The sequence below is a fragment of the Allomuricauda sp. d1 genome, from assembly GCF_039592695.1.
GTDB lineage: Bacteria > Bacteroidota > Bacteroidia > Flavobacteriales > Flavobacteriaceae > Flagellimonas_A.
Genome location: NZ_JBBUTK010000001.1, coordinates 359,644 through 385,907, shown reverse-complemented (window position 1 = coordinate 385,907; position 26,264 = coordinate 359,644). Strand labels below are relative to the sequence as shown.

25 protein-coding genes are annotated in these 26,264 nt (G+C 42.9%); 12 read left to right on the top strand and 13 right to left on the bottom strand.

The features are described 5' to 3' along the window. Nucleotides 1–5 precede the first annotated feature (5 nt). Nucleotides 6–812: a DUF4198 domain-containing protein gene (locus AAAH86_RS01855; protein WP_343485798.1), complete on the bottom strand. Its 807-nt coding sequence runs from the start codon at nt 810–812 to the stop codon at nt 6–8. Between the two features lie 58 nt (nt 813–870). Then, nucleotides 871–1,608 carry a CDP-alcohol phosphatidyltransferase family protein gene (locus AAAH86_RS01850; RefSeq protein WP_343485797.1) on the bottom strand — a complete coding sequence of 246 codons (738 nt, stop codon included), beginning with the start codon at nt 1,606–1,608 and terminating at the stop codon, nt 871–873. Between the two features lie 90 nt (nt 1,609–1,698). Here AAAH86_RS01850 and AAAH86_RS01845 point away from each other — a divergent pair, with 90 nt between their 5' ends. From AAAH86_RS01845 to AAAH86_RS01815, 7 genes are all read left to right on the top strand, one after another. Further along, entirely contained in the window at nt 1,699–2,874 is a 1,176-nt protein-coding gene (locus AAAH86_RS01845; RefSeq protein WP_343485796.1) for a DUF4105 domain-containing protein, read from the top strand. A gap of 223 nt (nt 2,875–3,097) precedes the next feature. Further along, on the top strand, nt 3,098–3,655 hold the full coding sequence (locus AAAH86_RS01840; RefSeq protein ID WP_343485795.1) for a cob(I)yrinic acid a,c-diamide adenosyltransferase: 558 nt from the start codon (nt 3,098–3,100) through the stop codon (nt 3,653–3,655). 126 nt (nt 3,656–3,781) lie between these two features. Further along, nucleotides 3,782–4,006 (top strand): DUF2795 domain-containing protein, encoded by a 225-nt coding sequence (locus AAAH86_RS01835; protein ID WP_013551418.1) that lies wholly within the window; start codon nt 3,782–3,784, stop codon nt 4,004–4,006. A gap of 140 nt (nt 4,007–4,146) precedes the next feature. Next, nucleotides 4,147–7,509 carry a preprotein translocase subunit SecA gene (gene secA / locus AAAH86_RS01830; RefSeq protein ID WP_343485794.1) on the top strand — a complete coding sequence of 1,121 codons (3,363 nt, stop codon included), beginning with the start codon at nt 4,147–4,149 and terminating at the stop codon, nt 7,507–7,509. Between the two features lie 153 nt (nt 7,510–7,662). Beyond that, nucleotides 7,663–8,880 (top strand): histidine kinase dimerization/phosphoacceptor domain -containing protein, encoded by a 1,218-nt coding sequence (locus AAAH86_RS01825; protein WP_343485793.1) that lies wholly within the window; start codon nt 7,663–7,665, stop codon nt 8,878–8,880. Nucleotides 8,881–8,913: 33 nt separating this feature from the next. Next, on the top strand, nt 8,914–11,430 hold the full coding sequence (locus tag AAAH86_RS01820) for a M14 family zinc carboxypeptidase (RefSeq protein WP_343485792.1): 2,517 nt from the start codon (nt 8,914–8,916) through the stop codon (nt 11,428–11,430). Between the two features lie 6 nt (nt 11,431–11,436). Next, the gene (locus AAAH86_RS01815) at nt 11,437–12,996 is read left to right on the top strand and encodes an amidohydrolase family protein (RefSeq protein WP_343485791.1); all 1,560 of its coding nucleotides are present in this window, start codon (nt 11,437–11,439) and stop codon (nt 12,994–12,996) included. A 28-nt stretch (nt 12,997–13,024) separates the two neighbouring features. On the opposite strand, the gene AAAH86_RS01810 is transcribed toward AAAH86_RS01815, so the two are convergent. The 3 genes from AAAH86_RS01810 to AAAH86_RS01800 form a co-directional block, all read right to left on the bottom strand. Continuing rightward, nucleotides 13,025–13,270, bottom strand: coding sequence for a hypothetical protein (locus AAAH86_RS01810; RefSeq protein ID WP_343485790.1), 246 nt, complete (start codon nt 13,268–13,270; stop codon nt 13,025–13,027). A gap of 328 nt (nt 13,271–13,598) precedes the next feature. Next, a complete protein-coding gene (locus tag AAAH86_RS01805) occupies nt 13,599–13,832 on the bottom strand; it encodes a hypothetical protein (RefSeq protein WP_343485789.1) in 234 nt (77 codons plus the stop codon). A gap of 188 nt (nt 13,833–14,020) precedes the next feature. Continuing rightward, the gene (locus AAAH86_RS01800) at nt 14,021–14,656 is read right to left on the bottom strand and encodes a peptidoglycan DD-metalloendopeptidase family protein (RefSeq protein ID WP_343485788.1); all 636 of its coding nucleotides are present in this window, start codon (nt 14,654–14,656) and stop codon (nt 14,021–14,023) included. 146 nt (nt 14,657–14,802) lie between these two features. Between AAAH86_RS01800 and AAAH86_RS01795 the strand changes: the two genes are divergently transcribed. Further along, a complete protein-coding gene (locus AAAH86_RS01795; protein ID WP_343485787.1) occupies nt 14,803–15,486 on the top strand; it encodes a metal-dependent hydrolase in 684 nt (227 codons plus the stop codon). 65 nt (nt 15,487–15,551) lie between these two features. Beyond that, nucleotides 15,552–16,235: a peptide-methionine (S)-S-oxide reductase MsrA gene (gene msrA / locus AAAH86_RS01790; protein ID WP_343485786.1), complete on the top strand. Its 684-nt coding sequence runs from the start codon at nt 15,552–15,554 to the stop codon at nt 16,233–16,235. Nucleotides 16,236–16,275: 40 nt separating this feature from the next. Here the strand turns inward: msrA and AAAH86_RS01785 are convergent, their stop codons facing one another. The 4 genes from AAAH86_RS01785 to AAAH86_RS01770 form a co-directional block, all read right to left on the bottom strand. After that, nucleotides 16,276–17,712 carry a DNA-binding protein gene (locus AAAH86_RS01785; protein WP_343485785.1) on the bottom strand — a complete coding sequence of 479 codons (1,437 nt, stop codon included), beginning with the start codon at nt 17,710–17,712 and terminating at the stop codon, nt 16,276–16,278. Further along, nucleotides 17,687–18,277 (bottom strand): hypothetical protein, encoded by a 591-nt coding sequence (locus tag AAAH86_RS01780; RefSeq protein WP_343485784.1) that lies wholly within the window; start codon nt 18,275–18,277, stop codon nt 17,687–17,689. The genes AAAH86_RS01785 and AAAH86_RS01780 overlap by 26 nt, the downstream gene beginning before the upstream one ends. After that, nucleotides 18,261–18,800, bottom strand: a complete 540-nt coding sequence (locus tag AAAH86_RS01775; protein ID WP_343485783.1) for an RNA polymerase sigma factor — start codon at nt 18,798–18,800, stop codon at nt 18,261–18,263. Before AAAH86_RS01775 ends, AAAH86_RS01780 begins: the two co-directional genes overlap by 17 nt. Before the next feature lie 149 nt (nt 18,801–18,949). Continuing rightward, nucleotides 18,950–19,375, bottom strand: a complete 426-nt coding sequence (locus AAAH86_RS01770; protein WP_343485782.1) for an organic hydroperoxide resistance protein — start codon at nt 19,373–19,375, stop codon at nt 18,950–18,952. 126 nt (nt 19,376–19,501) lie between these two features. Between AAAH86_RS01770 and meaB the strand changes: the two genes are divergently transcribed. The 3 genes from meaB to AAAH86_RS01755 are packed head-to-tail and all read left to right on the top strand — an operon-like array spanning nt 19,502 to nt 22,354. Next, the gene (gene meaB, locus AAAH86_RS01765) at nt 19,502–20,503 is read left to right on the top strand and encodes a methylmalonyl Co-A mutase-associated GTPase MeaB (protein ID WP_343485781.1); all 1,002 of its coding nucleotides are present in this window, start codon (nt 19,502–19,504) and stop codon (nt 20,501–20,503) included. A gap of 32 nt (nt 20,504–20,535) precedes the next feature. Next, nucleotides 20,536–21,498 (top strand): glycosyltransferase family 2 protein, encoded by a 963-nt coding sequence (locus tag AAAH86_RS01760; protein WP_343485780.1) that lies wholly within the window; start codon nt 20,536–20,538, stop codon nt 21,496–21,498. Then, nucleotides 21,479–22,354, top strand: coding sequence for a lysylphosphatidylglycerol synthase transmembrane domain-containing protein (locus tag AAAH86_RS01755; protein WP_343485779.1), 876 nt, complete (start codon nt 21,479–21,481; stop codon nt 22,352–22,354). Before AAAH86_RS01760 ends, AAAH86_RS01755 begins: the two co-directional genes overlap by 20 nt. Nucleotides 22,355–22,356: 2 nt before the next feature. Here AAAH86_RS01755 and AAAH86_RS01750 read toward each other — a convergent pair whose 3' ends face one another. From AAAH86_RS01750 to AAAH86_RS01735, 4 genes are read right to left on the bottom strand one after another with little or no spacing between them, the layout of a single operon-like run. After that, nucleotides 22,357–24,015, bottom strand: coding sequence for a glycosyltransferase family 39 protein (locus AAAH86_RS01750; RefSeq protein ID WP_343485778.1), 1,659 nt, complete (start codon nt 24,013–24,015; stop codon nt 22,357–22,359). Then, nucleotides 24,012–24,581 carry a phosphatase PAP2 family protein gene (locus tag AAAH86_RS01745; protein WP_343485777.1) on the bottom strand — a complete coding sequence of 190 codons (570 nt, stop codon included), beginning with the start codon at nt 24,579–24,581 and terminating at the stop codon, nt 24,012–24,014. Before AAAH86_RS01745 ends, AAAH86_RS01750 begins: the two co-directional genes overlap by 4 nt. Before the next feature lie 2 nt (nt 24,582–24,583). Beyond that, complete coding sequence (locus AAAH86_RS01740) at nt 24,584–24,811, bottom strand: hypothetical protein (protein WP_343485776.1); 228 nt, start codon at nt 24,809–24,811, stop codon at nt 24,584–24,586. Next, nucleotides 24,811–26,184 (bottom strand): MATE family efflux transporter, encoded by a 1,374-nt coding sequence (locus tag AAAH86_RS01735; protein ID WP_343485775.1) that lies wholly within the window; start codon nt 26,182–26,184, stop codon nt 24,811–24,813. The genes AAAH86_RS01740 and AAAH86_RS01735 overlap by 1 nt, the downstream gene beginning before the upstream one ends. Nucleotides 26,185–26,264: the final 80 nt, after the last annotated feature.

Below are 26,264 nucleotides of genomic sequence, written 5' to 3'. Positions count from 1 at the left end.
TTCTTTTACTTCACTGCAAAAGTTAACGTTGCCCAATTTGATTCGTAATCCACTCCATCTTCATCACTTTCGACCATGTGAATGGTTGCGACATACCATTTTCCTGCTTGGGTAGGGGTCATTGTCATGACGCCCTTTTCATCGGTTTTTGTGGATTTTTCATTGGCATGGGCATCCTTTCCGGGCATTGAGGTGCTGTAATGTACGGTTTGGTTGGGCAAAGGGTTGCCCCCAACAAGCAATTGAAAAGAAAATTCATCTCCGGCTTTTTTTGAATAGGGATTGTCAACTGGCACAAACTCAATCGGATAACCCAAAACAGTGCTGAAATCATCAGTGTTTTTATCCCCTACTTGCAAAATGGCCTTTACGTGCTTTGAATAAATTTCTTTGGCTTCATCGTCAAGAATTCCGGCTTGCTCTCTATTGGCCATGACATGGTCAAGCCCTTCGTGCGTTAGGTAATCATTGAATTGCTTACCCGTCAGTTCAATGGTTCTGGGCAATGTGGACACTCCGGCCACATACGTTCCTGCTTTTGATGATTTGAATTTTAGATAGGTGGCCTTATCCTTATCGTAGTAATCTTTATCCTCAGGCATAAATTCATGATCTGGTCCGAGAATTTTGGCATTGATAATTCTGTCTCTGGTAATCTCATTCTCACTTTGGTCAAAAGTGCCGTTGAAAAGATAGAGCTCGCTGGCTTGGCCAGGTTGCAAAAAATAGGCATCCGTCTTTAAGAAAAGTTCATGGGATGTCAATACAATGCTTCCTAAAATGGCAGCAAAAAGAATCAGTTGTTTCTTCATGATGTGGTTGTTTTGTATATCTACGTGAAAATAGAAGCAGTGGTTTTAAAAATTCATATTACCCATCCCGCCTTGAGCTCAATTTATTGATCAATGATGCCACTATATATAACAAAATGATTAGGGGTATGGCCAAAAACCTTAGGGTCAACAACAAAACCAAGCTCCCGATTAAAAAAAGATACTTTATGGCATTTTCCCTGAACGAGTACGTTTCAAATTTCAGTGCAAACAGTTCAATTCTTGAATTCAATAAGAATGCACTGGTGACCGTAAGTACCATCAAAAACCACGGATTGAGGATCATTTCATTGAGTACATCATTGTGATGGTATATCAAAATCATGGGCAAAGAAAGAATCAAAAGCGCATTGGCCGGTGTGGGCAGGCCCAAAAACGAGGACACCTGATTTTCATCCACATTAAAATTGGCCAACCGATAGGCTGAGGCCAAGGTGATGATAAAACCAAAAAGCGGTAAAACGCCGACCTCGGTATGGGTACCGAACAAATCGAGGTTCCACCCTCCTTTCTGTGCCATGGTCAGCAGTTGAAACATAACGATGCCCGGCACAAGACCACTGGTGACCATATCTGCCAACGAATCCAATTGAACGCCCAAATCACTTTTGACTTTCAAGAGTCTTGCGGCAAATCCATCAAAAAAATCAAAGAAAATTCCAAGAAACATGAACACGGCAGCAAATTCCAATTGGTTGAGCACCGCAAAAACAGTGGCGATACATCCTGAAAAAAGGTTCAACAATGTGATAAAGTTGGGGATGTGCCGTTTCATTTTTGGTCAGTTTTCGCAAAAGTAAGCGAAAAAACGATTTTTTTGATATCGTATTCTATAGGTGCTTGTTTTTATTTTGATATTTGTCAAATGACCAAACGACCCTACCAGACCGCCATAGTCCTTCTAATTTTCTTTTGCTCGTTTATGGTAGGGCAAGCCCAGTTGCCGCAACTTTCTGAGGATGCAAAAATAAGTGTGCTTACCTGTGCCGCTGGCGATGAGCTCTATTATGCTTTCGGCCACAGTGCCTTCAGGGTACAAGACCCCAAGATGGGTATTGATGTGGTCTACAACTACGGAACATTTGACTTCAACCGACCAAATTTTTACTTGAACTTCGCAAAGGGAAAATTAATTTACTCGCTTTCCCGCCGAAGATTCGATATTTTCTTGTATGAGTATGAGCTTGAAAAAAGATGGGTCAAAGAGCAGATTTTAGATCTTGACCAAGCAGAAGTCAATCAACTTTTTCAGTTTTTTGAAAAGAACTACCTCCCCAAAAACAGAGATTATCTGTACGACCCACTCTTCAATAATTGCTCGACCATTACGGCCGATGTGTTGAAAAACGAGTTTGGTGAGGCCATAACATTTGATGGCGATCATCTTGATAAGAGATACACGTTCAGGCAATTGGTTCGGCAGTTCATCCCCATCAATTCTTGGGGAGCCTTTGGTATTGATTTGGCCTGGGGTTCGGTGGTCGACCGTAAAGCTACCGTGAGAGAGCACATGTTTCTGCCCTACTATGCCATGTACCAACTGCGAAATACTTCAAAATCAGGAAAGCCCTTGGTGTTGCGCGAACGTGAGGTACTTGATTATTCAGAAAGAGAACAAAATGGCTATTTTGCAACCTCCCCCCTATTCTGGTTTTTACTGCTTTTCTTGTTCGTCGGTATCATCACCTATTTAGATTATACGCATAAGAACCGAAACCGTTGGTTGGATATGGCCCTTTTTCTGCTTTCTGGCCTCGTTGGTGTCTTTCTTTTATTATTATGGTTTGCCACAGACCATGTCTCAACAAAGTATAATTTCGATGTCTTATGGGCGCTGCCCCTCAACGCCATAGCTGCATTTTATGTTTTCAAGAGAGCACTTCCATCTTGGCTTCCAAAATACCTTTGGACGGCTTTTGCACTTTTTGGCATTATGATTTTGTTATGGATTTTTGGGGTACAATCTTTTTCACCCCTCACTCTGATATTGATGGCGATGCTCGGTCTGAGATACGTTCTCTTAATAAAGGCAGCAAAATAGTCTGGGGCCACGATCTGATTTTATCTTTAAGTGTAATTCGCTTATTTTTATATAAATCTTTTCAATTGTGGATTTTGGCATATTACTCATTCTCGGTGCGCTTGTAGCGGTCTATGTTTTTATCCTATTAAAAAACAGAAAAGGAAGGCGTAAAAGAAAATCAAAAAAGTTTATGGATGGTAAGCGTAGGCACAGAGACTAAATTCCAGAGCAATCAAAAACCATGAAAATCTATACCAAAACCGGCGATGACGCCACTACCTCTCTTTTTACGGGCGCAAGGGTCTCAAAGCACCACATACGCATTGAAAGCTACGGAACCTTGGATGAGCTCAACTCATGGCTCGGCCTCATTCGAGACCAAGAAATTGATACGCACTCCCAAGAAATTTTAATAAAAATTCAAGAAAAGCTCTTTACCGTTGGGGCAATTCTGGCCACAGAGCCTAAAAAAGAGAATCGATTGAAAATTCCAAAAATCAATAAAGATGATATTGGTTTGCTTGAAAAAGAGATTGATGCCATGAATGAAAAGCTTCCCACCATGACCCATTTCATCCTTCCTGGTGGTCATTCCACGGTGTCATACTGTCATATCGCCCGAACGGTCTGCCGCCGGGGAGAACGAATGATATCCATCCTCAATGAGAAAGAACCGCTACCCGAAGCTGTTTTGGCATACATAAACAGGCTTTCAGACTTTCTCTTCGTATTGGCACGAAAGTTGTCTGCACAGTTGAAAGCCAATGAGATAAAGTGGATTCCTGAGAAATTGGACTAATAAATTTTTATTTTCTGCGTTATCGATTTGGTGATTTCAAATTTTTTTTGAATTATATCAGAAATCACTTGGCAAATTGCTCGTAAAAATTATTTTTGCAAAAATTTTAAAAATCAAACTGCTGCTATGTATTGGACATTGGAATTGGCCTCATATCTAAGCGATGCACCTTGGCCCGCGACTAAGGACGAGCTCATCGATTACGCGATTCGTACCGGTGCCCCATTAGAGGTTGTCGAAAACCTACAATCTATGGAGGAAGAAGGGGGCGAAATCTACGAATCGATAGAAGAGATTTGGCCAGACTACCCTACAGAGGAAGATTACCTCTGGAACGAGGACGAATACTAGAAATCACGATACGCTATAAATCAAAAGTCCTGACGGCGCCGTCAGGACTTTTTTTATGTAATTTTGTCACCCTTACGTGATGATTGCATGCCATACCGTACTGTGGAATGGCTTTTGTGCAGCAAATGAAAACATAATCCATGAGTTTACTCAATTCAGTACTGAAGGTTTTTGTCGGCGATAAATCTGAAAAAGATGTCAAGGCCCTACAACCTTTGGTAAAACAGATAAAATCTTTCGAAACTGAACTCGAAGGCCTGACCCATGATGAGCTTCGCCAGAAAACAGCTGATTTCAAAAAGAGCATTGAAGATGAATGTGCCGATATAGACAAGAACATCGCCGAACTCGAAGAAGAGGTCAAAAACTCGACAGACATTGACCGAAATGAAGAAATCTACGGTGAAATAGACGCTTTGAATGAAAAGCGTTACGAGATTTCTGAAAAAGTGTTGAACAATATTTTGCCCGAAGCTTTCGCAGTGGTAAAAGAAACGGCCAAAAGATTTGCCAATAACGAAACCTTAAAGGTCACGGCGTCTGAATTTGACCGTAAACTATCAGGTGAAAAAGAGTATGTCTCCTTGGATGGGGATTCTGCCGTTTGGAAAAATTCTTGGGATGCTGCTGGCAAAGAAGTTACTTGGGATATGGTGCATTACGATGTACAGCTCATCGGAGGTATTGCCCTGCATGAAGGAAAGATTGCCGAGATGCAGACCGGTGAGGGTAAAACGTTGGTTGCCACCTTACCTTTGTACCTCAATGCACTCTCAGGCAAAGGTGCCCATTTGGTCACCGTAAACGATTACCTTGCAAAACGTGACAGCGCATGGATGGCGCCCATATTCGAGTTTCATGGGCTCTCAGTAGATTGTATCGACAAGCACCGACCAAACTCCGACGGTCGCCGTGCGGCATACAATGCTGATATCACCTACGGCACGAACAACGAATTTGGTTTTGATTACCTGCGCGATAATATGGCGCATACTCCCAATGATTTGGTACAACGACCACATCACTATGCCATTGTCGACGAGGTCGATTCCGTATTGATTGATGATGCACGAACACCTTTGATTATCTCTGGGCCTGTGCCAGAAGGTGATCGTCACGAGTTCAATGAATTGAAGCCCAAAGTGGCCGACATCGTTCAAAAACAGCGGCAGCATCTGACAGGCGTTCTTGCCGAAGCCAAAAAATTGATAAAGGAAGGTGATACCAAAGAAGGGGGTTTCCTGTTGTTGCGCGTACACCGTGGATTGCCAAAAAACAAGGCACTGATTAAGTTTTTGAGTGAAGAAGGGGTAAAACAACTCCTCCAAAAAACCGAAAACTTCTACATGCAAGACAACAACCGTGAAATGCCAAAAGTGGATGAGGATTTGTTGTTTGTTATCGAAGAAAAGAACAATCAAATTGAACTGACCGACAAAGGGATCGAATACATTTCTGGCAATCAAGACAAAGACTTCTTCGTCATGCCCGATATGGGAGCAGAAATTGCCAAAATCGAGAACCAAGACCTTGAGATTGAAAAAGAGGCCGAGCTCAAAGAAGAGCTTTTTAAAGAATTTGCGGTAAAAAGTGAGCGCATCCATACGATGAGCCAATTGCTCAAAGCCTACACCCTCTTTGAAAAGGATGTGGAGTATGTGGTCATGGACAATAAGGTCATGATCGTTGATGAACAAACGGGTCGTATCATGGATGGCCGTCGCTATTCCGATGGGTTGCACCAAGCCATTGAAGCCAAGGAAAATGTAAAGATTGAGGCGTTGACCCAGACCTTTGCGACCATCACGTTGCAGAACTATTTTAGAATGTACAACAAACTGGCGGGTATGACCGGTACAGCGGTCACTGAAGCCGGTGAATTTTGGGAAATCTATAAGTTGGATGTGGTCGAAATACCGACCAACAGGCCCATTGCCCGTGATGATCGTGAAGATTTGATCTACAAGACAAAACGTGAAAAATACAATGCCATCATTGAAGAGGTCACCGACTTGTCAAAAGCGGGCAGACCTATATTGATTGGTACAACTTCTGTTGAAATTTCTGAGCTGCTCTCCAAATTATTGAGCGTCCGCAAGATTCCGCACAACGTATTGAACGCAAAATTGCATAAAAAAGAGGCTGATATTGTTGCAGAAGCCGGTAATGCCGGTGTGGTCACCATCGCCACCAACATGGCGGGTCGTGGTACGGATATCAAATTATCTCCTGAAGTGAAAGAAGCAGGCGGATTGGCCATCATCGGTACCGAGCGCCACGACTCTAGAAGGGTTGACCGTCAGCTGCGTGGCCGTTCTGGGCGCCAAGGTGATCCCGGTAGCTCACAATTTTATGTTTCACTGGAGGATAATCTGATGCGGCTCTTCGGTTCAGACCGAGTGGCAAAGATGATGGACCGTATGGGCCTTAAGGAAGGTGAGGTCATTCAGCATTCCATGATGACAAAATCCATAGAACGGGCACAAAAAAAGGTAGAGGAAAACAACTTTGGCATCAGAAAGCGCCTTTTGGAATATGATGATGTCATGAACGCCCAACGAGAGGTGGTCTACAAGAGAAGACGCCACGCATTGCAGGGTGAGCGGTTGAAGGTCGATATCGCCAACATGATCTACGATACTTGCGAGGTCATTGCCGAGACCAATAAAATGGCCGATGACTACAAAAACTTTGAGTTTGAGCTCATCAAATACTTTTCGATGACCTCGCCCATTTCTGAAGAGGATTTTAAACGAATGGGCTTCCAAGAGATTGCCAATAAGGTATACCAAGCTGCGTACGAGCATTACCAAGACAAGATGCAGCGTAGTGCCACAACGGCTTTTCAGGTCATCAAAAGAGTATATGAAGACCAGAGCAACAAATTCGAGCGTATCGTGGTACCTTTCACCGATGGTATCAAATCGCTCAACGTGGTCACCAACCTTGAGGAGGCCTACAGCAGTGATGGCAAGCAATTGATCACTGATTTTGAGAAAAATATCACTCTGGCCATTATCGACGACTCTTGGAAAACACATCTTCGAAAGATGGATGAACTCAAGCAATCGGTACAATTGGCCGTTCACGAACAGAAAGACCCTTTGCTTATTTATAAGTTTGAGGCCTTTGAGCTTTTTAAGGAAATGATTGATAAAGTGAACAAAGAGGTCATTTCATTCTTATTCAAAGGAGAGCTTCCGTCTGGCAATGAACAACAAGTGCAAGAAGCACGCTCGGTTCGTCGCCCAAAAGAGAAGTTGAAAACGACCAAAGAAGAAATTCCGAACAGCGACGAACTGGCAGCCCAAAACCGTGCTGCTGGGCAAACCCAAAGACAACGCCCCCAGGTCACCGAAACCATTGTTCGTGAAAAACCAAAAATCGGAAGAAACGAACGTGTCACCATAAAAAATGTGATGTCGGGCGAAAGCAAGGTCGTAAAATTCAAACAAGCTGAGCCTTTGATAGATAGAGGCGAATGGGTATTGGTGGATGAGTGATACCTGTATATCAAACTAAAACAAGGGCAGCTAAAAATTAGGCTGCCCTTTTTGTTTATAGATGAAACATGGTTAGTTTTACAGCACCATATCTCCACCAAGCCACCAGCCCTAAAAGTGAATTCAACGGCTGGAATGATTGACCAAAATGGTATGAAAATAACCACCAAAGACGATTATCGGTTAGAAGACAAGACGCAACTTGTATTGAAGGTAAATTATTTTGCCTCATTGTTTTCTTTATTGTTCGGGTTGGTCTGTTATTTTTTCTTGGACATCAAGACAGTCATACCTTTCGTGTTCTTGGGGTTTGCCGCCCTGAATTTCACCAACACGTTTTTGCTCAAATTTCACCAGAACCTCGTCATAACGTACAATGTGACTTCGGTTTTGGCCATGATTTCCGCAATTTTGATCACTGTTTACAGTGGCGGAATACAGAGTCCGTTCATCTATGTACTGGGCATCGTGGTTTTTGCCGGATATGTGACCACAAAAGTATACGGCAAGATATACCTCATCATCAATCTTGTGGTGGTGGGCCTTATTTTTTTACATGATTTGAGCGATTTCAACTTGGCCAATGATGTGGTGCCCTTGGCATCAAAAGACTGGTTTGCTTTTCTCAGCATTGTTCTGGCCGTATACCTTTTGGGAGGCGTTTTTGGGAAAAACCTTTTGGAAGCCCACCACAAACTGTACAAATCAAGACGTGAAATCGAAGAACGTATCGATGAAAAGGAAACCCTTTTAAAAGAAGTGCACCATCGGGTGAAAAACAACCTTCAAACCGTTTCTAGCCTTTTGAGCCTTCAATCACGCTCTTTGGATGATACCCAAATGAGCAATATCATCAAGAGCAGCCAGAACAGGGTGGTCTCCATGGCCATGGTGCACGAAATGCTCTACAAAAGAGATGATTACCTCTCAAAAGTTGAACTGGAGCCTTATGTCAGGGAGCTTAGCGAGTATCTGGTGCGCTCCATCAGAGATAATGCGGATGATATTGCCTTGAATCTACAGGTACCAAAATTGAAGCTGAGCATCGACACGGTGATTCCGCTGGGATTGATCATCAACGAAACCGTGACCAACGCATTGAAGTATGGTTTGCCCGAGGGTACAAAGGGAGAAATATACATCCGCATGAAGCCGCTCAATGATAGCAAGTACGAGCTTTATCTTGGTGACAATGGCATTGGCTTTCCTGAAGATATCAATCCCAAAAACACAAAATCGTTAGGCCTAAAATTGATTCACAATCTTTCAAGGCAGCTTAGGGGCACCATCAGTAGGGATGCTTCAAAAAAAGGCACATATTACCATATCATTTTCGAAGAAATAGTGGAAGAGTTCAGTTCTGTTGATTGATGTTTCCTATATTAGGAGATTCAAAACATACACATGACGAGATTACTATCCACTACACTTTTAGTGCTATTCTGCACTATTGTTTCTGCCCAAGATTATTTTTTCGAACGCTATACGCCATTTGATGAAAAAATTCCCTCTCCAAAGGAATTTTTAGGCTATGGCATCGGTGAACATCATACCCGTCACGACTTAATCGTGGCCTACTTGACCAAACTGGCCGAAGTTTCTGACAGGGCCAGCATTCAAGAATATGGCAAGACCCATGAAGGTCGAAAACTGGTCATCTTGACGGTATCCAATCCTAAGCATTTAAAAAATCTAGAAACGCTTCAATCAGAACATCTGGCCTATACCGACCCTACAAAAAATGTTTCTGATTACGATGGTCTTCCGACATTCATCAATTTAGGATACAATGTACACGGCAATGAACCCTCAAGTTCTGAAGCCGCGCTGTTGACCGCCTATACTTTTGTGGCGTCCAAAAATCCAGAGATATTGAAGTATCTCAACGATGCTGTACTTTTTATCGACCCGACCATCAACCCTGATGGGCGTGACCGCCATACGCAATGGGCCAACATGTACCAGGGCAATCCGTTGGTAGCCGACCCACAAGACGCAGAACATAACGAATACTGGCCTGGCGGGCGTACGAATCATTATTGGTTTGATTTGAACAGGGATTGGCTTCTGGGCATCCATCCAGAAAGCAGGGGCAAATTGACTTGGTACCACGAATGGTACCCCAATGTGGTGACCGATTTTCATGAAATGGGCACTCAGAGCACCTATTTCTTTGAACCCATGAAAGACAACGCCTCTTTGAACCCCATCATGCCCAAAGAAAATTATGAGGATCTCAACAACCTGTTTGGCGATTATTTCGCCAAAGCACTGGACAGTATCGGCTCGTTCTATTTCACCAAAGAGGTGTTTGACGGCACGTACCCAGGTTACGGTTCTTCTTACCCTGATTTGCAGGGCGGACTTGCCCTGCTTTTTGAACAGGCCAGTTCTCGAGGTCACAAACAGACGACTGCCTTTGGTGAGATTACCTTTCCATTTACCATTCGCAATCAATATGTATCGAGCTTGGCAACCGTGAAGGCCGCAGTTGAGAACAAGGCCATCTTGCGAAAATATCAACAGGACTTTTTCAAAAGTGCCCTGGGCAACGCTTCAAAAAGTCGTATCAGGGGCTATTCGTTCAAAGATGGTTATGACCAAAATCGGGTCAAGGCCTTTATCGACAAGCTGTTGTTGCATGAAATCGAGGTTTACTCGTCGGGAGATTCGTATGTGGTGCCCACCAATCAACCACAATATCGTATGGTACAGACCATGTTTGAAACCTACGATAAATATCGCGATAGTGTATATTACGATGCTTCGGCATGGTCAGTGGCCAATTTTTATAATATGAAATACAAACCTGTGACCAGTTTAAATCTGGGTGAGAAGATTATGGATACGGATGGATTGGTCACAGTAAATCCCGTCACAAAGTCTGATTATGCATATATCATCGATTATGACGATTACAATGCGGTGGCGACCCTGAACTTTTTACAAGAGAATGGATTGGTCGTATCTTCAGCTTTCAAACCTTTTTCCATCAACACCTCTGAAGGAAAAAAGGATATGAATTACGGGGCTCTGGTGATTCCGATCAGTTTACAGAAAAAAACATCCGATGAAATCTATCAACTTGTTGAAAAGGCGCAAAAAAAGTATGAGGTGCCCATCTACGCTGTCAATTCTGGCTACAGTATCGCTGGAATCGATTTGGGAAGCCGTTATGTGGATCCGTTAACAAAACCCAAGGCGGCCATGCTCATCGGCACCGGAGTTCGCTCTTACGAGGCCGGTGAAGTTTGGCATTTGTTGGATACCCGGGTACACATGCCCATCACCAAAATACCAATGCGGAATTTCAACAGGGCCAACTTTGACAAATACAACACTCTGGTCATGGTCTCAGGACGTTATGATTTGGATGAAAAACAACAAGAAAAGATTAAAAATTGGGTCAAAAAAGGAAACACGCTAATCACCATCGGCACTGCCACAAAATGGACCATTGACAAAAAACTGGTCGAAGAGCAATTGGTTGAAGAAGAAAAAGATTCCACCAAAGCAGTCGAAAGAAAACCTTATGTTGATGCCCCGGAGAATATCGGCAAAGAAGAAGTGGGCGGGATTATTCTAAAGGTAAATTTAGATACTACGCATCCGCTTGCTTTTGGGTATCGAGATGAACAAATTCCCGTATACAAAAACAACACCGTGTGGTTAAGACCCAGCAAAAATGAATATGCCACAGTGGCCAAGTATGCCAAAGACCCGCACATTGATGGCTTTGTGACCCAAAAGAACATGGAAGCGTTTTTAAAGCCATCCGCATCACTTATTATCAGTAAGTTGGGTAGCGGCAGGGTGGTCTTGTTTGCCGATAACCCCAACTTCAGGGGCTCATGGTATGGCACCAACCGATTGTTTTTGAACGCACTGTTTTTAGGCAACCATATTAGAATTCCAGAATAATCAACTATGAAAAGATTCTTAGTCCTTGCATTTTTAGTTACATTTTTTCAAAACCATGGCCAAGAAGCCCTGAGTGAAGGTCCATTTGACCAACTCATCATCCGCGGGGTGACTTTGATCAACGGTAATGGTGCTCCGCCACGGGGCCCGGTTGACATTGTGGTAGAGAACAACAAAATTGTCGACATACAGGTGGTGGGCTACCCCGGTGTCGCAATTGACAAATCAAAAAGGCCCCAATTGAAACAAGGAGGCAAAGAGTTGGATGCTGAAGGCATGTACCTTTTGCCAGGTTTCGTTGACATGCATGGGCATATCGGTGGTAAGTCGCAAGGTGCGGACTATGATTATGTATTCAAATTATGGATGGGCCATGGTATCACGACCGTGCGCGAGCCCAGCGGTAGGGGCATTGATTGGGCATTGGATCTTAAACGAAAAAGCGAAAAAAATGAAATTATCGCCCCACGAGTCTTCGCGTATACGGGTTTTGGCCAAGGTAGTGACCAGCCCATCAGTACTCCTGAAATGGCAAGGGAATGGGTGCGCAACAATGCCAAAAAAGGTGCCGACGGCATCAAATTTTTTGGGGCACCGCCAGAAATCATGGCTGCAGCATTGGACGAAAACAAAAAATTGGGATTACGCTCCGCCATGCACCACGCCCAAATGGATGTTGCCCGATGGAACGTACTTCATTCCGCTCGAGCGGGATTGACCAGTATGGAACATTGGTACGGCCTGCCCGAAGCCTTGTTTGAAGACCGCACGGTACAATATTATCCACTGGACTATAACTACCAGAACGAGCAGCACCGCTTTGAGGAAGCAGGAAAACTATGGCAACAGGCGGCAAAACCCTATTCTGAACACTGGAATAAGGTCATGGATGAACTCATCGCCTTAGATTTCACGCTAGATCCAACCTTCAATATTTATGAGGCCAGTCGCGACCTCCACCGTGCACGCCGTGCCGAATGGCATGAAGAATACACACTGCCATCTTTATGGGAATTCTACCAACCCAGTAAAATCAGCCATGGCTCGTACTGGCATGATTGGGGCACCGAACAAGAAGTGGCCTGGCGCAACAACTACAAATTATGGATGGCCTTCGTGAACGAATACAAGAACCGGGGCGGTCGAGTCACGACAGGTTCAGATTCTGGTTTTATCTTTCAATTGTATGGCTTCGCCTACATACGTGAGATGGAATTGTTGCGTGAAGCGGGTTTTCATCCTTTGGAAATCATTCGAGCTGCAACCCTGAACGGTGCAGAAGCCCTTGGTATGGATGATAAGATTGGCACCGTCGCCGTCGGCAAATTGGCCGATTTTGTCGTCTTGGAAGAAAATCCCTTAAAAAACCTGAAAGTGCTCTATGGCACTGGAGCTATCAAATTGACCGAAGACAATGAAGTGGTGCGTGTTGGTGGCGTCAAATACACCATCAAAGATGGTATCATTTACGACGCCAAGAAACTCTTGCAAGACGTAAAGAAAACAGTAGCGACGCAAAAAGAAACATCAAATTACAAACTACTACAACCTGGAATAAAAAATTGAATGTACTCATATTAGAAAGGGATTTTGATTAGGCCAATTTTGCTTTGTTTCTTTTGGTGGTGAAAACCAATTCTTTCTTTGCACGGGCATTCTTATGCTTGTAAAGTCTAGCGACTTCTTTTCCGCCTTCTAATTTAGAACTCTCTTGAACTTGGTTTTCTGTAAGAACAACACCCATTTCAACAGTAGCTACCTTTTGGTTTGGTGTAGGCTCTTGTGCCAATGCCACTGTTCCGAAGAAAATTACAAATGTTAAGGTTAAAATAGCTTTCATCACTTTGGGTTTTGTTATTATTAGAACGGGGTACGGTATGCTGTGGGTGGTTTGATTCGTCAAAAAGCACCTATTTTTCGATATTCGACCACACATAAGACAAAGTGCATAAAACCCTCGATGAATGCACATTATCGCCAATACCGTTCACCTTGATTTTGTGCATATTATCGGTCTTTATCAAAAGATATTTTGGATTGAAATATGAAATTCAGTTATTTTTCTTGATTGTTTTTCCTTTTCGTTCTTACCAACAAATAGATTGAGATGAGAACAAAGGCAGCACTAAATGCAAGTGTGAAAAAGATGAGCACTGTGGTGGTCATGACTAAGCCAATTTGGCCCTATTGCGCTTTGTGCGAAAAGCCAATTCTTTTTTGATGCGTGAATTCTTGTATCGGTACAACCTAGCGACCTCTTTCTGTGGCTCTTGTTGCTTTGTAAGGTCAATATCCAACTCAACTGTCTTTGTGATAGGCTCAACCTTTATCTCTTTTGTGCTTTGGGCCGTAACTGTGACTCCGAAGAAAAGAACTGCGATAAAGGTTAAAACTGTTTTCATCACTTGGGCACTTTTGTTACATTAAAAATACCCTGACATGGACCTAGCCCAGAGAATACTCGGCCTATCCGCCTTATTTTTCGGTAAAAAACCAAAGTATGGATAAAGTGTAAAAAACTATCGATGAGCGTTTTGTAGCTGTAAAACGGCACAACGAGATGAAGTGCATTTCACCGATAATACCTACATTATAATTGTAGAAGATGGTTGGGGTCAGGGCAGTTGCTTTTGTAAAGTTCCAGGTCTTTTTCTGCGCAAACTCCCGGGTAATCGCCTCTAAATTCATGAAGATTGATGATAATTTGAAAATGGAGATGCGGTGCATAACCGACATTGACATCCGGGGTGCCCAACCACCCCAAAACGGCTCCTTTCTTGAACAGTTTGCCATTTTTATACAATGACAATGATTTCAAGGATAGGTGCCCATACAGTGTGTAGAATGTAACAGAAGCAATGGAATGCTCTAAAATGAGGGTTGGCCCGTAGTTGCCGTTATCTAAATTGTTGTTGAAACTGTGCACAACCCCATCCAACGGTGCAATGACCTCTGTGCCTGCTTTGCACCAGAAATCCATGCCTAAATGGATGTCTCGCATGTTTCCTTCAGAAAATCGCTCAGATTTAGAATACAGGTTTCGCCGCTCCAAATAACCTCCGTAGGCTACTTTACAGCCCTTGCGCTCAAGAACCAAATCAATGTACCGCTGGCATTGTGAAGCATCTGAAATGGAGAAAGTTTTCAATTCTGGATTATGAACAGAAAGATCGATGTGACAATAGTGCTTATAGGCAATACGGCCATCCAATAAAAGAATGGGCATTCTTTCCGTGTTCAGTTTTGCTAGAAAATCCAATTTTTTAAAAGGCAAAAATCTACCAAGAAAGATAAGATTGTTTTCATAAGAACAAAAAGCTTTACGTTGAATTACTTATTTTGAAAACCGTTTAAAAACTTAAAATGAGTACAATGAAAATCACATATCTCGGCCATGCCGCGCTGCATCTGGAAATAGATGGCGCCCACATCATTGTTGACCCGTTTATCAGTGGTAACGACCTCGCAAAAGACATTGAAATAGATGCGTTGAAAGCAGATTATATTTTGGCCACCCATGGTCACGAAGACCATGTTCTTGATGTTGAGACCATTGCCAAGAACAATCCAAAGGCCAGATTGGTATCCAATTATGAAATCGTTCAATGGTTTTCTAAAAAAGGTATTGAAGGCCACGGAATGAACCATGGTGGCAAAGCAACATTTGATTTTGGAACCATAAAATATGTCAGTGCCATTCATTCAAGTGTGCTTCCAGATGGTTCTTATGGTGGCAATCCAGGTGGATTTGTCATTTCTACCAAAGACCGATGTATCTATATTGCAGGTGACACCGCGCTCACCATGGATATGAAATTGATTCCCGAAACCTGTCCGTCCATCAATTTGGCGGTGCTTCCCATCGGTGACAATTTTACCATGGGCTACGAAGATGCGGCCATTGCAGCAGGTTTTGTGAACTGCAACAAAGTTCTGGGGTGTCACTATGATACCTTTCCTCCCATAAAACTGGACAAAAATATGGCGAAAGCCCATTTTAAATCCAAGAACATAGAACTATTGTTGCCTAATATTGGCGATACGGTGACCATTTGAAGTTTTTACGAAACCCGGCGTAATTTTTTACCGTAAATAACTACTAAACACTAAAATAAAAAATCATGATCCGTACTACTTTTTTGGCCCTGCTGCTCTTAATTTCTGTCAGCTGCCAACCCAAGAGCACCAAAAAAAAGGCTGTAGAGGCCACCGCCAAAGCTGAACTGCCCGAAAAAACAGTGTACACTTCAGCACAATTGCAAGAATTTGAGACGGCATATTTTGCCAGTGGTTGTTTTTGGTGTGTGGAAGCTATTTTCGAGAGTGTCAAGGGCGTGAAAGAAGTAGTTTCAGGTTATTCTGGCGGTAAAGAGGAAAATCCGACGTATGAACAAGTGGCCTATGGCCGTACCAGCCATGCGGAAGCTGTTGAAGTATACTACGACCCCAAGGTCATTTCATTCTTTCAGCTGGTACAGGTGTTTTTTGGGTCTCATGACCCCACAAGCCTGAACCGTCAAGGGCCTGACCGCGGAGCCCAATACCGATCTATTGCCTTTTATAAAAACGAAGACCAAAAAGATGTCATTGAAAGCTATATCAAAGCGTTGGAAGCAGAAAATGTCTATGGTCGCCCCATTGTGACCGAGGTCACTGAGTTTGATACTTTTTACAAGGCCGAGGAATACCATCAAGATTTTGAGCGGAAAAATCCCAACAACTCCTACGTTAGAAACGTTTCAATACCCAGGTTGAACCGATTCAAAGAAAATTTTCAAGATTATTTAAAAGAAGATGCCCATTGAGTAGGTCGAAAGGAAGGACAAGCAGACTTGGGAAACTGTGCTAATCTTCTAAGACCACATCACTGTACCTTGAATTGATTTTGATGAACTTGGGGCTTTTGTTGTTCACATGATACCCAGAGTGTACAACATTGCTGAACCCTGTTGACTTTTCTAAAACCAAAGTGTTGGGGTATTTTACATCAGAATGGGTCTCGTCTACCTCGACCAAAAAAGCACTATTTGGAATTTTACAGTGCAACTCGCCATTTTTCACATCGATACTGAGCGTCTTAAAATCATCTTGTATCTTTTTGATGTTCAATACGCCGAGATTCGCATTCATCTTTGCCCCTTGTGTCAATTTATGTATGATGATGTTTGAAGAGACCGAATTAAGGTCTAGTTCAGTAACCTCATAGAGTTCAACATCATCGGTATAATCGATTTTTAACGCCCCATAATTCCATTTGTCGATAAAAACGGGTGAATAGGAAGCGCGAATATCTGTATTTCTGCCTTCAACAATAGAACCCGTCAAACTGGAGTAGCGAAGATTTGCATCAACGTCTTTGGCAAGTGCGGCCAACTTGACCGCACCATGCCTGACATTCATTTTCAATTTGACCGACTTGGGCATCTTGATTTTGATGGATTTTTTCACTTTGTATCGCTTATCCTCCCCATCTGATGAAAAGTAAAAGATGCTGGGTTCTTCATCGCCGTCTCTAGAAATGATGACGTTACGGCCGTAGTGCCTTCTCAATGAGTTTCGCTGTTCCCTAAGTGCCTCACGCTGCTCTCTGAGTGCCTCTCGGTTTTCGGCAAGTGCTTTTTTGCGTTCTTCCATCGCTTTCTCGCGCTCGGCTTTTCGTTCTTCAATTCTTGCCTTCATGCGCTCTGAGCGTTCCTTCATTTCTTCACTCCAAGCTTCAAGCCGTTTTTGATATTCTTTGTCAAAATTCTTGTCAAATTCTTTCTTCCATTCTTTGAGATATTTATCTCCATCCTTCTTATATTTTCCATAATCAAAATTGGTAAAGGGGATGGGCGGCATAGGGGGCAGTTCGGGCATCTCTGGAATCACGGCCAATTCTGGAAGTTCAGGAAATTCAAGGTCTTCAAATAAAAGTTCCATCTTCGGAACATCAAAATTGAAATCGAAGTTACTGTCGGCAATAAAGTTCCAAGAGTCTTTGGAAGAGGTGGTAATTTCGATTTCGTTGCTATTTCCTTTAATTTCTACAGGTGATTTATCGAAATACTTTTCCATCTCCTCATCCGTTGCTCCTTCCAATGTGACAATAGCAGTGATTTCAACTTGGTTTTTATCCCACGTCTCAAACTCAATGTCTGCATGACTTGTATTGATTTCCAGCACTGCATCATCAGAGACAATGAACGTTTCTTTATAAGTCTTTGATTGTTCTTGGGCGGTCATCCCAAGGGCAACCATAAAAGCCAGTGCGGTGTTAAATAATAGTTGCTTGTTGTTCATTTTTTGATGATTTAAATTGATTCAACTTTGTTTTTAATTTCTGAAGCAATTGCAGCCTCAATTGCAGATTCTTTATGAGGGCCGTTATGGTCTCGTCGTTGGGGCCAATATCATTGAGCTCATGGTTGAGATTTTGATACTCTTCGTTGAGTTCTGCCAATTGCTCAAGGTATCCATCGACCAATTCTTTGTTTTCATCTGAAATTTCTAGACTGGCCAATTCAAGATTGATGTTTGCCGTGTAATAGTTTTCAAGTTTCTGCAGATCTGGTGAAAGATCCCCGAGAGATATGCCCGTTTCAGTGTTTTGGTTTTCTGATGTATCTACAATCGTTGTTTTTGTAGTGGGATTGCTATTTTGGGGACTTAGAAAAAAGTAGGTCCCCACCCCTAGCATTATCGCAACAGAGGCGACGATACCCAGCCATCGATAATTGTAGGACTTCTTTTTGACGGGCAGGTTTTTCTCCAACCGTTCTAAAAATCGGTCTTCGTGCCCTTCTTTCATCTTGAACTTTTTCTTGCTGCGCTCTTCCTCAAAAAGCTTTCTAAGATCCTGTGCCATAATTCTTCTTTTTAAGCGATTCTTTCACGTAGTTTTTTCCTCTCGATAGCCTTGTTCTAGAAGCGGTCTCTGAAATTTCCATTATCTGCGATATTTCAGCATGGTCATAGCCTTCCACCAAATACAACTGAACCACAAATCGGTATTTATCGGGCAATTGTTCAATCTCACGCTTTACTTCTTCAATACCAATGCCGTCATCCACTTTCCAATCCCTGTCGTCGGTAATATGCATATAGCCTTCATTCAACTCGATCGTTTTTTGCTGTTTTGACTTCAAAAAATCAATACTTCGGTTGACCACAATACGCTTCAACCATGCCCCAAAAGTGACCTCGCCCTTGAACTGGTGCAATTTTTGAAAAGCCTTTATAAATGATTCTTGCAACACATCTTCAGCGTCATCGGCATTTTTTAAAAACCGCATCGCAACACAGAACATGCCCTCACTGTACTTTCGATACAGCTGAATCTGTGCCTTACGGTCATTTTTCTTGCACTGTTCTACCAACTCAAGGTGCATGATTGGTGCTGGGTTTGGTTTTGTTGTTTATCTAATAGACTCTCAGAAATAGGTTGCGTTGCAAAATTGCTTGCCTTTAGTGGAATTTTAACAAAAAAATCCTGAAAGCCGAAACTTTCAGGATTCCCAATATATTCTTTTGCAGCCTGTTATTCGTCCATCAGCAGATTCAAATGAACTGTGATGTTGTCTCTGGTCGCTTTGCTGTACGGACATATTTCATGCGCGGCGTTGACCAATGCCTCTCCTTTTTCCTTATCAACGGTAGGTATGTAAGAATCCAATATGGCTTCTATGAAAAATCCATCATCATCTTTGTTGAACGAAACGGTTGCGGTCACATTAAAGTCGCCCAAGTCATCCACACCATGTTCTTTGGCCACGGCTTGTATCGCTCCTGCAAAACAAGTGGAATACGCTGCGGCGAACAACTGTTCTGGATTTGTGGACTGACCATCGGATTTTCCATCAGGTCTGGGCATTTTGATATCAAAATCAATTACACCATCGTTGCTCCTCACATGACCTGCACGACCTCCTGTATTGGTGGCCTGGGTATCAAAAATTGTTTTCATTGTTCATCATTTATTTGCCAAAAGGTAGTATTTGACAATTGAATACACGAATGACCGCTATTAAATTTATGTGAAAACAGAAAGTGTCAACAAATCAACTACCTTAGCCTAGTATCAATCTTGGGTTTGGATAGAAAAAAAACCACATTTTCAATTTCAGATTTAGCAAACCGAATTAAAGCGGGCGATGTGGCCGCTTTGGCCAAGGGTATTACCTTGATTGAAAGCACATTGCCAGAACATGCCGAGCAAGCATTTTTCTTGATTGAAAAATGTATGCCCCATCGGGTCGAGTCCGTCAGGGTGGGCATCACCGGGGTGCCAGGGGTTGGCAAAAGCACTTTTATTGAGGTCTTGGGGAAGCAGCTGACCCAAATGAATAAAAAGGTGGCCATTCTTGCCGTAGATCCCACCAGTACCATCAGCAAGGGTAGTATTTTGGGCGATAAGACCCGAATGGAGGAACTCTCTAAAGACCCGCTCGCATTCATCAGGCCCACTGCTTCGGGGGAATCTTTGGGGGGTGTGGCCAGAAAGACCCGTGAGAGCATTTTATTATGTGAAGCTGCCGGTTATGAAATAATTTTGGTAGAAACCGTTGGCGTTGGCCAAAGTGAAGTTGCAGTACATAGCATGGTCGATTTCTTCCTTTTGCTGAAATTGGCGGGGGCCGGTGATGAGCTACAGGGTATGAAACGCGGCGTGATGGAAATGGCCGATGCCATCGTCATCAACAAGGCAGATGGCGACAACAAGAAAAAGGCCGAAGCGGCCAAAAGTGAATTTGCAAGGGCACTGCACCTATATCCGCCCAAACCGAACAATTGGATTCCAAAAGCAGTGACCTGCTCAGCTTCAGAAAACCAAGGAATTTTTGAGATTTGGGAAATGGTCACAGATTTTGCCGCCCAAACCAAAAAAGAAGGGCATTTTAATAAAAATCGCCAAGACCAGAACCAAAATTGGTTTTTACAGGCCATTGAAGATGCCCTAAAGTCCGATTTTTACCAAGACCAGAAAATCAAGTCACGTATGGCACCGTTGATAGACCAAATTCAATCCAATAAAATTTCGCCATACAAAGCGGCCCAGCAGCTGGTCAGTGAATACCTATCGGGTCTGAAATAAAAAAGGTAAATTTGCCCAGCCAAAAATGACCTATGGGCGTTGTCACCGATTCTCTTTTATCTATAGTCGTTCCACTTTACAATGAAGAGGAAAATGTGGTGCTGCTTACCAAGAAAATTCACGAAGCCCTTGCAGGGTATAACTATCAAATCATTTATGTGGATGATTTTTCTACCGATGCTACCCGAACGGTGGTCAAGAACATGGATGATGAAAAGGTGCACCTTATTGAACTGAAGAAAAACTACGGGCAAAGCCTGGCCCTGGCTGCTGGAATCGATTATGCTGAAGGTGAGTATATCATCACAATGGATGGTGACCTTCAGAACGATCCCTCTGACATACCACAGATGTTAGAACATGCGGTCAGCGGTGAATATGACTTGATTACGGGCATCCGGCAAAAAAGGAAAGATTCTTTGGTCAAGAAAATACCGTCAAAGATTGCCAATTTCTTGGTACGCAGGGTGACCAAGTTGGATATCAAAGACAATGGCTGTGCCTTGAAGGTCTTCACCAAAGACATAGCAAAAGGGTTGAACCTCTACGGTGAAATGCACCGTTTCATCACACTGCTGGCGCATTTAGAGGGGGCACAGATAAAACAAGTGCCCGTAAAGCACCATGCGCGCCATGCCGGTAAATCAAAATATGGTCTAGAGCGTGTTTTCAAGGTGGTGGCCGATATGATGCTCTTGCTCTTCATCAGAAAATATTTTCAACGCCCCATACACCTTTTCGGCATTTTTGGGGTATTGCTCATCATCTTGGGGGTACTGATAGAAGCTTATCTTTTGGTCGTGAAATTTGGTTTTGGCGAAGACATTGGCACCCGCCCCCTGTTGATCTTTGGTATGATGTTCATCCTTGGGGGGATACAGTTATTTACAATTGGCATTGTGATGGAACTGTTGATACGCACCTACTACGAATCGCAACAGAAGCGCCCCTACCGCATCAAAAAAATCACTATCGGTGACGGAAAAGCAGCGTAAAAAACTTTTTGCCGTACTCAAAGTCGTTATCAGTGCGGCACTCATCTATTTCATTTTCACTAAAATAAATCTTAAGGATGTTGTTGAAGTATTTCAAACATCGAAGCCTTTTTACTTGCTGTGCGCATTGCTGCTTTTTATTGCTTCAAAAATCTTCAATGCGTTTCGGCTGAACCTTTATTTTCATCAAATTGATGCCCCCCTGACCGAACTCAGCAACCTGAAACTCTACCTTTTGGGCATGTTCTACAACCTTTTTCTTCCGGGCGGCATCGGGGGTGATGCCTACAAGGGTTACGTAGTGCAAAAACGGTTTCAACCCGGCACAAAAAAGGTAGTGGCGGTATTATTGTTGGACAGGCTAAGTGGAATGTTATTGATTTTTATCTATGGATGTATTTTGGCGCTCGTACTCAAAAATGAATTTTTATTTAGATTTCGATATCTTTTTTTGGTTGGCATCCCCCTAGCGATAGTGATTTTCTGGACAGCCACTAAAAAATTCTTTTCTTATACGCTTCCGATTTTCTGGAAGTCTTTTGGCTATTCGGCCATCATTCAATTGCTACAATTGATAGCGGTGTTTTTCATATTGAAATCCCTATCCATAGAAATGCACATGCTCTCCTATTTGTTCATTTTTCTGGCATCCTCCATTGTATCCGTGCTGCCCTTGACCATTGGCGGCATCGGTAGTCGTGAGGTCACTTTTCTGTACGGGGCAAAATGGTTGGGCTTGGATGCGAACACTTCCATAGCGGTGAGCTTGGTCTTCTTTTTGATAACAGCATTGGTATCCCTTACGGGGATTTTCTACCACTTTAAGAAACCTAAACTGGAGGCCACAGAATCATAGATTCAGTGAAGGTGTACTAAATATCTATTGCTCAATTGACTTTCGCGCATCAATGAATTTAAAAATTTCAAGTTCAACCGGGTAATCCTAAAGTGGTTGACGGTCAACTGGCGGTCCCAATCAAATCCTGCATTTTCTAATTGTTGCAAATCATTGTCATCGCCATAAATCCAAATATTTTCTTTATTGGCCAGTTCAGAGAGTGTGGTGATCTTTATGGGTTTGCGATTGTAAAAATCAAGTGCCCAGGTGTGGTCTTTGCCAATCTTGTAGATATCATCCGAAGCAATTTCATTTTCCTTCACCAAATGGGCCATTGATGACCCTGCTTGGTATTTTAATAAGTCGGGATAAAAATGGCCGTTCAGCACCGCATTCAGCAATAAAGAACTGCAAACAGAGATAGTAACTATCCGCATATAATAGGCTTCTTGTTTTAAGCAGAAATATGCCGTGACCAGAAGAACGGCAAAAAGGGCCACATAATTCCAAATCGATTCGTGCTTAAAAACATAGAAGCAGACCAACAGCACTGCAATAAAGACCAGACTGAGAATGAAGTATTGAATGCCGAGCAAAAAACGGATTTCCTTTCCTTTACCATGTTCATACAGTTTGTGCAGGTAAGAGGCAGTCAAAACAGCATAAAGCGGTATCAAAACGTTCATGTAGTGGGGCAGTTTGAACTGGGCAAAGCTTATGATGAAAAAAATGATGGTAATACCACCTACCGTCAAAAACTCAAATTTACCGTTGTACCGAAACTTGATTTTGATAAAGGCCTTTACACGCCACCAGTAAGCAAAAAGTGCCAATACCGTCCACGGTAGAAAAACCCATAAAAATGTATGGAAAAAGAAAAAATAATCTTCACTGTTCTTGCCATGCCCCTCACCGCTGAGGCGTTCAAAACTTTGCTCCCAAAGAATGAACAATATTCCACTGCGGTTGCTTTTACCGCGAATCACCTTTTCAGGATGCAAATCAAACTGTTGGTAGTACGCATAGAGTATTGGAGTGATTGTCAAACAAAAAATGACCAATGCCAGCAATACCTTATAGCTCAACAAACATTTCCATTTTCGGGTATAGGCCAAATGGCAAAGCAAAGAGATGCCAATGACCAACAAAGCGATTTGGCCTTTGGTCGAAAAGGCAATGCCCGCACCAAAAGCGCCCAACAAAATATTGGTCAATGAATTCTTTTCAATGTAAGTTGCCAGTTGCCAGATGGAAAAAATGGTAAACCCTGTCAATACGGCATCGGTACGAACATCGATGACAGAGAGTACGATGGTCTGGGCGGTCATGAAAATCAAGGCCGAAAACTTTCCGACATCACTGTTGTAGAGCAATTTGCCCAAACCGTAGCAACTGTAAGCCCCCAAAAGGGTCGCAAGTAAGGCTGGAATGCGATACGCCCAGTCGTGAATACCGAAAATCTTGAAGGAAAGAGCCGCCAGCCAGTAGTGCATGTGCGGTTTGTCAAGATAGTCGTTGGGGCCTTTAAAAAGGCTTATAAAATCATTTTCTTGTACCATGCGCATGGCCATGACGGCAAACTGTGCCGAGTCATTCTCAAAAAGAGTGACAAAAAGCCCTAAAATATATACCAGTACAATGAGTGAAAGCAGAAACCAATATCTGGTCGATGATATCATAGCCCAAATTTCTGAGCCGCAAATATATACAACTTGTAATACAACCAACCGAAGAAACCACCCACAAGTGCTCCGGTCAACACATCAAGCGGAAAATGCACCCCAATATAGATTCTGCTGTAGGCCACGATACAGGCCCAAAGCACTAAAAAAGAGACCAATATCTTGTATTTTTTTCCGAAAAGAAAAGTGAAAAACGATGCCACGGCAAACGAATTGGCCGCATGTGCCGAAAAGTAGGCAAACTTACCGCCACAGTAGCTTTTGACCAACCGCATCACATCACTGATTTCAGGGTCATGACAGGGTCGTAAACGTTGAACGCCATATTTAAAAAAATTTGAAAGTTGGTCCGTGTTGGTAATCAAAAGCACTACGGCCATAATAATCAGACCTGTTTTTTTCAAGCCCAAATAGCGATAGGTTAAAAAGAGCAGTACCGCATACAAGGGTATTGAGGTGATGCTGTCGGTAATGAACATCCAGAAGGCATCCCAAGTTTCGGTGCCCAGCCCATTGAGATAGAGAAAGGTTTCCCGATCCCATTGTACGAGTTTCTCAATCATGGTCAGTCATCATATCGTGCAATTTCACGGTCGTAAAATGCTGTTGCCGCTTCAATCAAACGTTCTGCCTCAGCGGCCAGTTCTTTTTCATCCTCTTGAGAAAATTCTTCAAGCCATTCGACCTCATCATTTTCCAAATTGATGATGAATCTGGGATATTCGGTGTGGATGATAAAAATCGCCGATGGATAATCCGTATTGTCTCCAAGAAGAAATTTTGGCAACTCCATTAGTCACTTTTTATGATTAACGCCCTGGTCAAATTGTTGAATCGAAGATACAACAATATGGCAGATACGGTCAGGCCAGAAAGCAATCCGATCCAAATTCCCATACTCTTCAATTCGGTGTGCAGACCCAAATAATAGGATATGGGGAAACCCACCAACCAATACGCAACAAAAGTGATAAGTGTCGGAATCTTGACATCTTGCAATCCTCTGAGGGCCCCGAGAACAACAACCTGAATGCCATCAGAAATCTGAAAAAATGCGGCGACCAACAATAGTTTTGCAGCCAATACGATTACTTCTGCATTGTCCATCTTATTAGCAGGGTCATCCAAATCCAAATAAATGGTGGGCAACCAATCTCGGCCCAATAAGAACAATGCAGCAAAAACAATTTCAATGATCAATGCCAGAAAAAAAATGGATTTGCCAATTCGACGGAGTTCCCCAAAATTTTGCAATCCTTTCTGGTTGCCCACGCGTACCATGGCCGCAACACCAAGCCCCACACCCACCATATAGGTCATACTGCTCAGATTGAGCGCAATCTGATTGGCAGCCTGTGGATTCTTACCGAGGATTCCACTCAACCAAATGGCGGCAGTGAATATGGCCACTTCAAAGAACACCTGCATCGATGACGGAAAACCCAAATTGATTTGCTTCTTCAGCATATTGGTTTCTATAGTCCTGAAATTGAAACCGGTGACAAATCCTTGATATTTTTTATTGTATCGGAGCAAAAAATACAAAAAGCCCAACATGACGACCCGTGATACCAAGGTTCCGATTGCAGCACCGACAATACCCATTTTAGGAAATCCAAGCGCACCAAAAATCAACAGGTAATTGATGATAATGTTCAGCACATTTGCCAAAATAGTGGCATACATGGGGTATTTTGTTTGCGACATTCCCTCTGAAAACTGCCGAAAGGCCTGAAAAATAATCATGGGTATGATTGAGGCCGCTACTAGATTCAAATAGGGGATCGCCAATGTGACCACTTCTTCGGGTTGCTTGGCCATGTACAAAAGTGGTTTGCAGGCCAAAATCAAAATAAAAAGGGTCGCACCGAGAATGGTACAAAGCAATAGGCCATGCTTCATCACCTTTTTGGCTTCTGATGGGTCATTCGCACCATCTGCTTCGGCGACCAATGGCGTGATGGCGGTTGAAAAGCCAATGCCCACATACATGAACATGAGCACCAAACTGTTGCCCAATGAAACTGCAGCTAGCTCTGCGGTACCCAACTGACCTACCATGATGTTATCGGCAAATGCCACAAAAGTGTGGCCGAGCATGCCCAAAACCACAGGCGATGCCAATTTTAGATTGTAACGAAATTCTTTGGTGTATCGGTCAAACAATTTTCAATCTGATTTGATGGTTGGCACTTCGACTGCGCTCAGTATGATATGTTTAGTTTTAAAAAAATCGATTGCTTTTC

Excerpts from the sequence above, each read along its gene's own strand:
- AAAH86_RS01795 (WP_343485787.1), top strand. The coding sequence starts at position 14,803 with ATGAAAATCACATATCTCGGCCATGCCGCGCTGCATCTGGAAATAGAT.
- secA (WP_343485794.1), top strand. The coding sequence starts at position 4,147 with ATGAGTTTACTCAATTCAGTACTGAAGGTTTTTGTCGGCGATAAATCT.
- AAAH86_RS01855 (WP_343485798.1), bottom strand. The coding sequence starts at position 812 with ATGAAGAAACAACTGATTCTTTTTGCTGCCATTTTAGGAAGCATTGTA.
- AAAH86_RS01840 (WP_343485795.1), top strand. The coding sequence starts at position 3,098 with ATGAAAATCTATACCAAAACCGGCGATGACGCCACTACCTCTCTTTTT.
- AAAH86_RS01805 (WP_343485789.1), bottom strand. The coding sequence starts at position 13,832 with ATGAAAACAGTTTTAACCTTTATCGCAGTTCTTTTCTTCGGAGTCACA.
- AAAH86_RS01800 (WP_343485788.1), bottom strand. The coding sequence starts at position 14,656 with ATGCCCATTCTTTTATTGGATGGCCGTATTGCCTATAAGCACTATTGT.
- AAAH86_RS01785 (WP_343485785.1), bottom strand. The coding sequence starts at position 17,712 with ATGAACAACAAGCAACTATTATTTAACACCGCACTGGCTTTTATGGTT.
- AAAH86_RS01745 (WP_343485777.1), bottom strand. The coding sequence starts at position 24,581 with ATGATTGAGAAACTCGTACAATGGGATCGGGAAACCTTTCTCTATCTC.
- AAAH86_RS01775 (WP_343485783.1), bottom strand. The coding sequence starts at position 18,800 with ATGCACCTTGAGTTGGTAGAACAGTGCAAGAAAAATGACCGTAAGGCA.
- AAAH86_RS01815 (WP_343485791.1), top strand. The coding sequence starts at position 11,437 with ATGAAAAGATTCTTAGTCCTTGCATTTTTAGTTACATTTTTTCAAAAC.
- AAAH86_RS01820 (WP_343485792.1), top strand. The coding sequence starts at position 8,914 with ATGACGAGATTACTATCCACTACACTTTTAGTGCTATTCTGCACTATT.
- msrA (WP_343485786.1), top strand. The coding sequence starts at position 15,552 with ATGATCCGTACTACTTTTTTGGCCCTGCTGCTCTTAATTTCTGTCAGC.
- AAAH86_RS01740 (WP_343485776.1), bottom strand. The coding sequence starts at position 24,811 with ATGGAGTTGCCAAAATTTCTTCTTGGAGACAATACGGATTATCCATCG.
- AAAH86_RS01835 (WP_013551418.1), top strand. The coding sequence starts at position 3,782 with ATGTATTGGACATTGGAATTGGCCTCATATCTAAGCGATGCACCTTGG.
- AAAH86_RS01850 (WP_343485797.1), bottom strand. The coding sequence starts at position 1,608 with ATGAAACGGCACATCCCCAACTTTATCACATTGTTGAACCTTTTTTCA.
- AAAH86_RS01845 (WP_343485796.1), top strand. The coding sequence starts at position 1,699 with ATGACCAAACGACCCTACCAGACCGCCATAGTCCTTCTAATTTTCTTT.
- AAAH86_RS01770 (WP_343485782.1), bottom strand. The coding sequence starts at position 19,375 with ATGAAAACAATTTTTGATACCCAGGCCACCAATACAGGAGGTCGTGCA.
- AAAH86_RS01750 (WP_343485778.1), bottom strand. The coding sequence starts at position 24,015 with ATGATATCATCGACCAGATATTGGTTTCTGCTTTCACTCATTGTACTG.
- AAAH86_RS01810 (WP_343485790.1), bottom strand. The coding sequence starts at position 13,270 with ATGAAAGCTATTTTAACCTTAACATTTGTAATTTTCTTCGGAACAGTG.
- AAAH86_RS01780 (WP_343485784.1), bottom strand. The coding sequence starts at position 18,277 with ATGGCACAGGATCTTAGAAAGCTTTTTGAGGAAGAGCGCAGCAAGAAA.
- AAAH86_RS01825 (WP_343485793.1), top strand. The coding sequence starts at position 7,663 with ATGAAAATAACCACCAAAGACGATTATCGGTTAGAAGACAAGACGCAA.
- AAAH86_RS01760 (WP_343485780.1), top strand. The coding sequence starts at position 20,536 with ATGGGCGTTGTCACCGATTCTCTTTTATCTATAGTCGTTCCACTTTAC.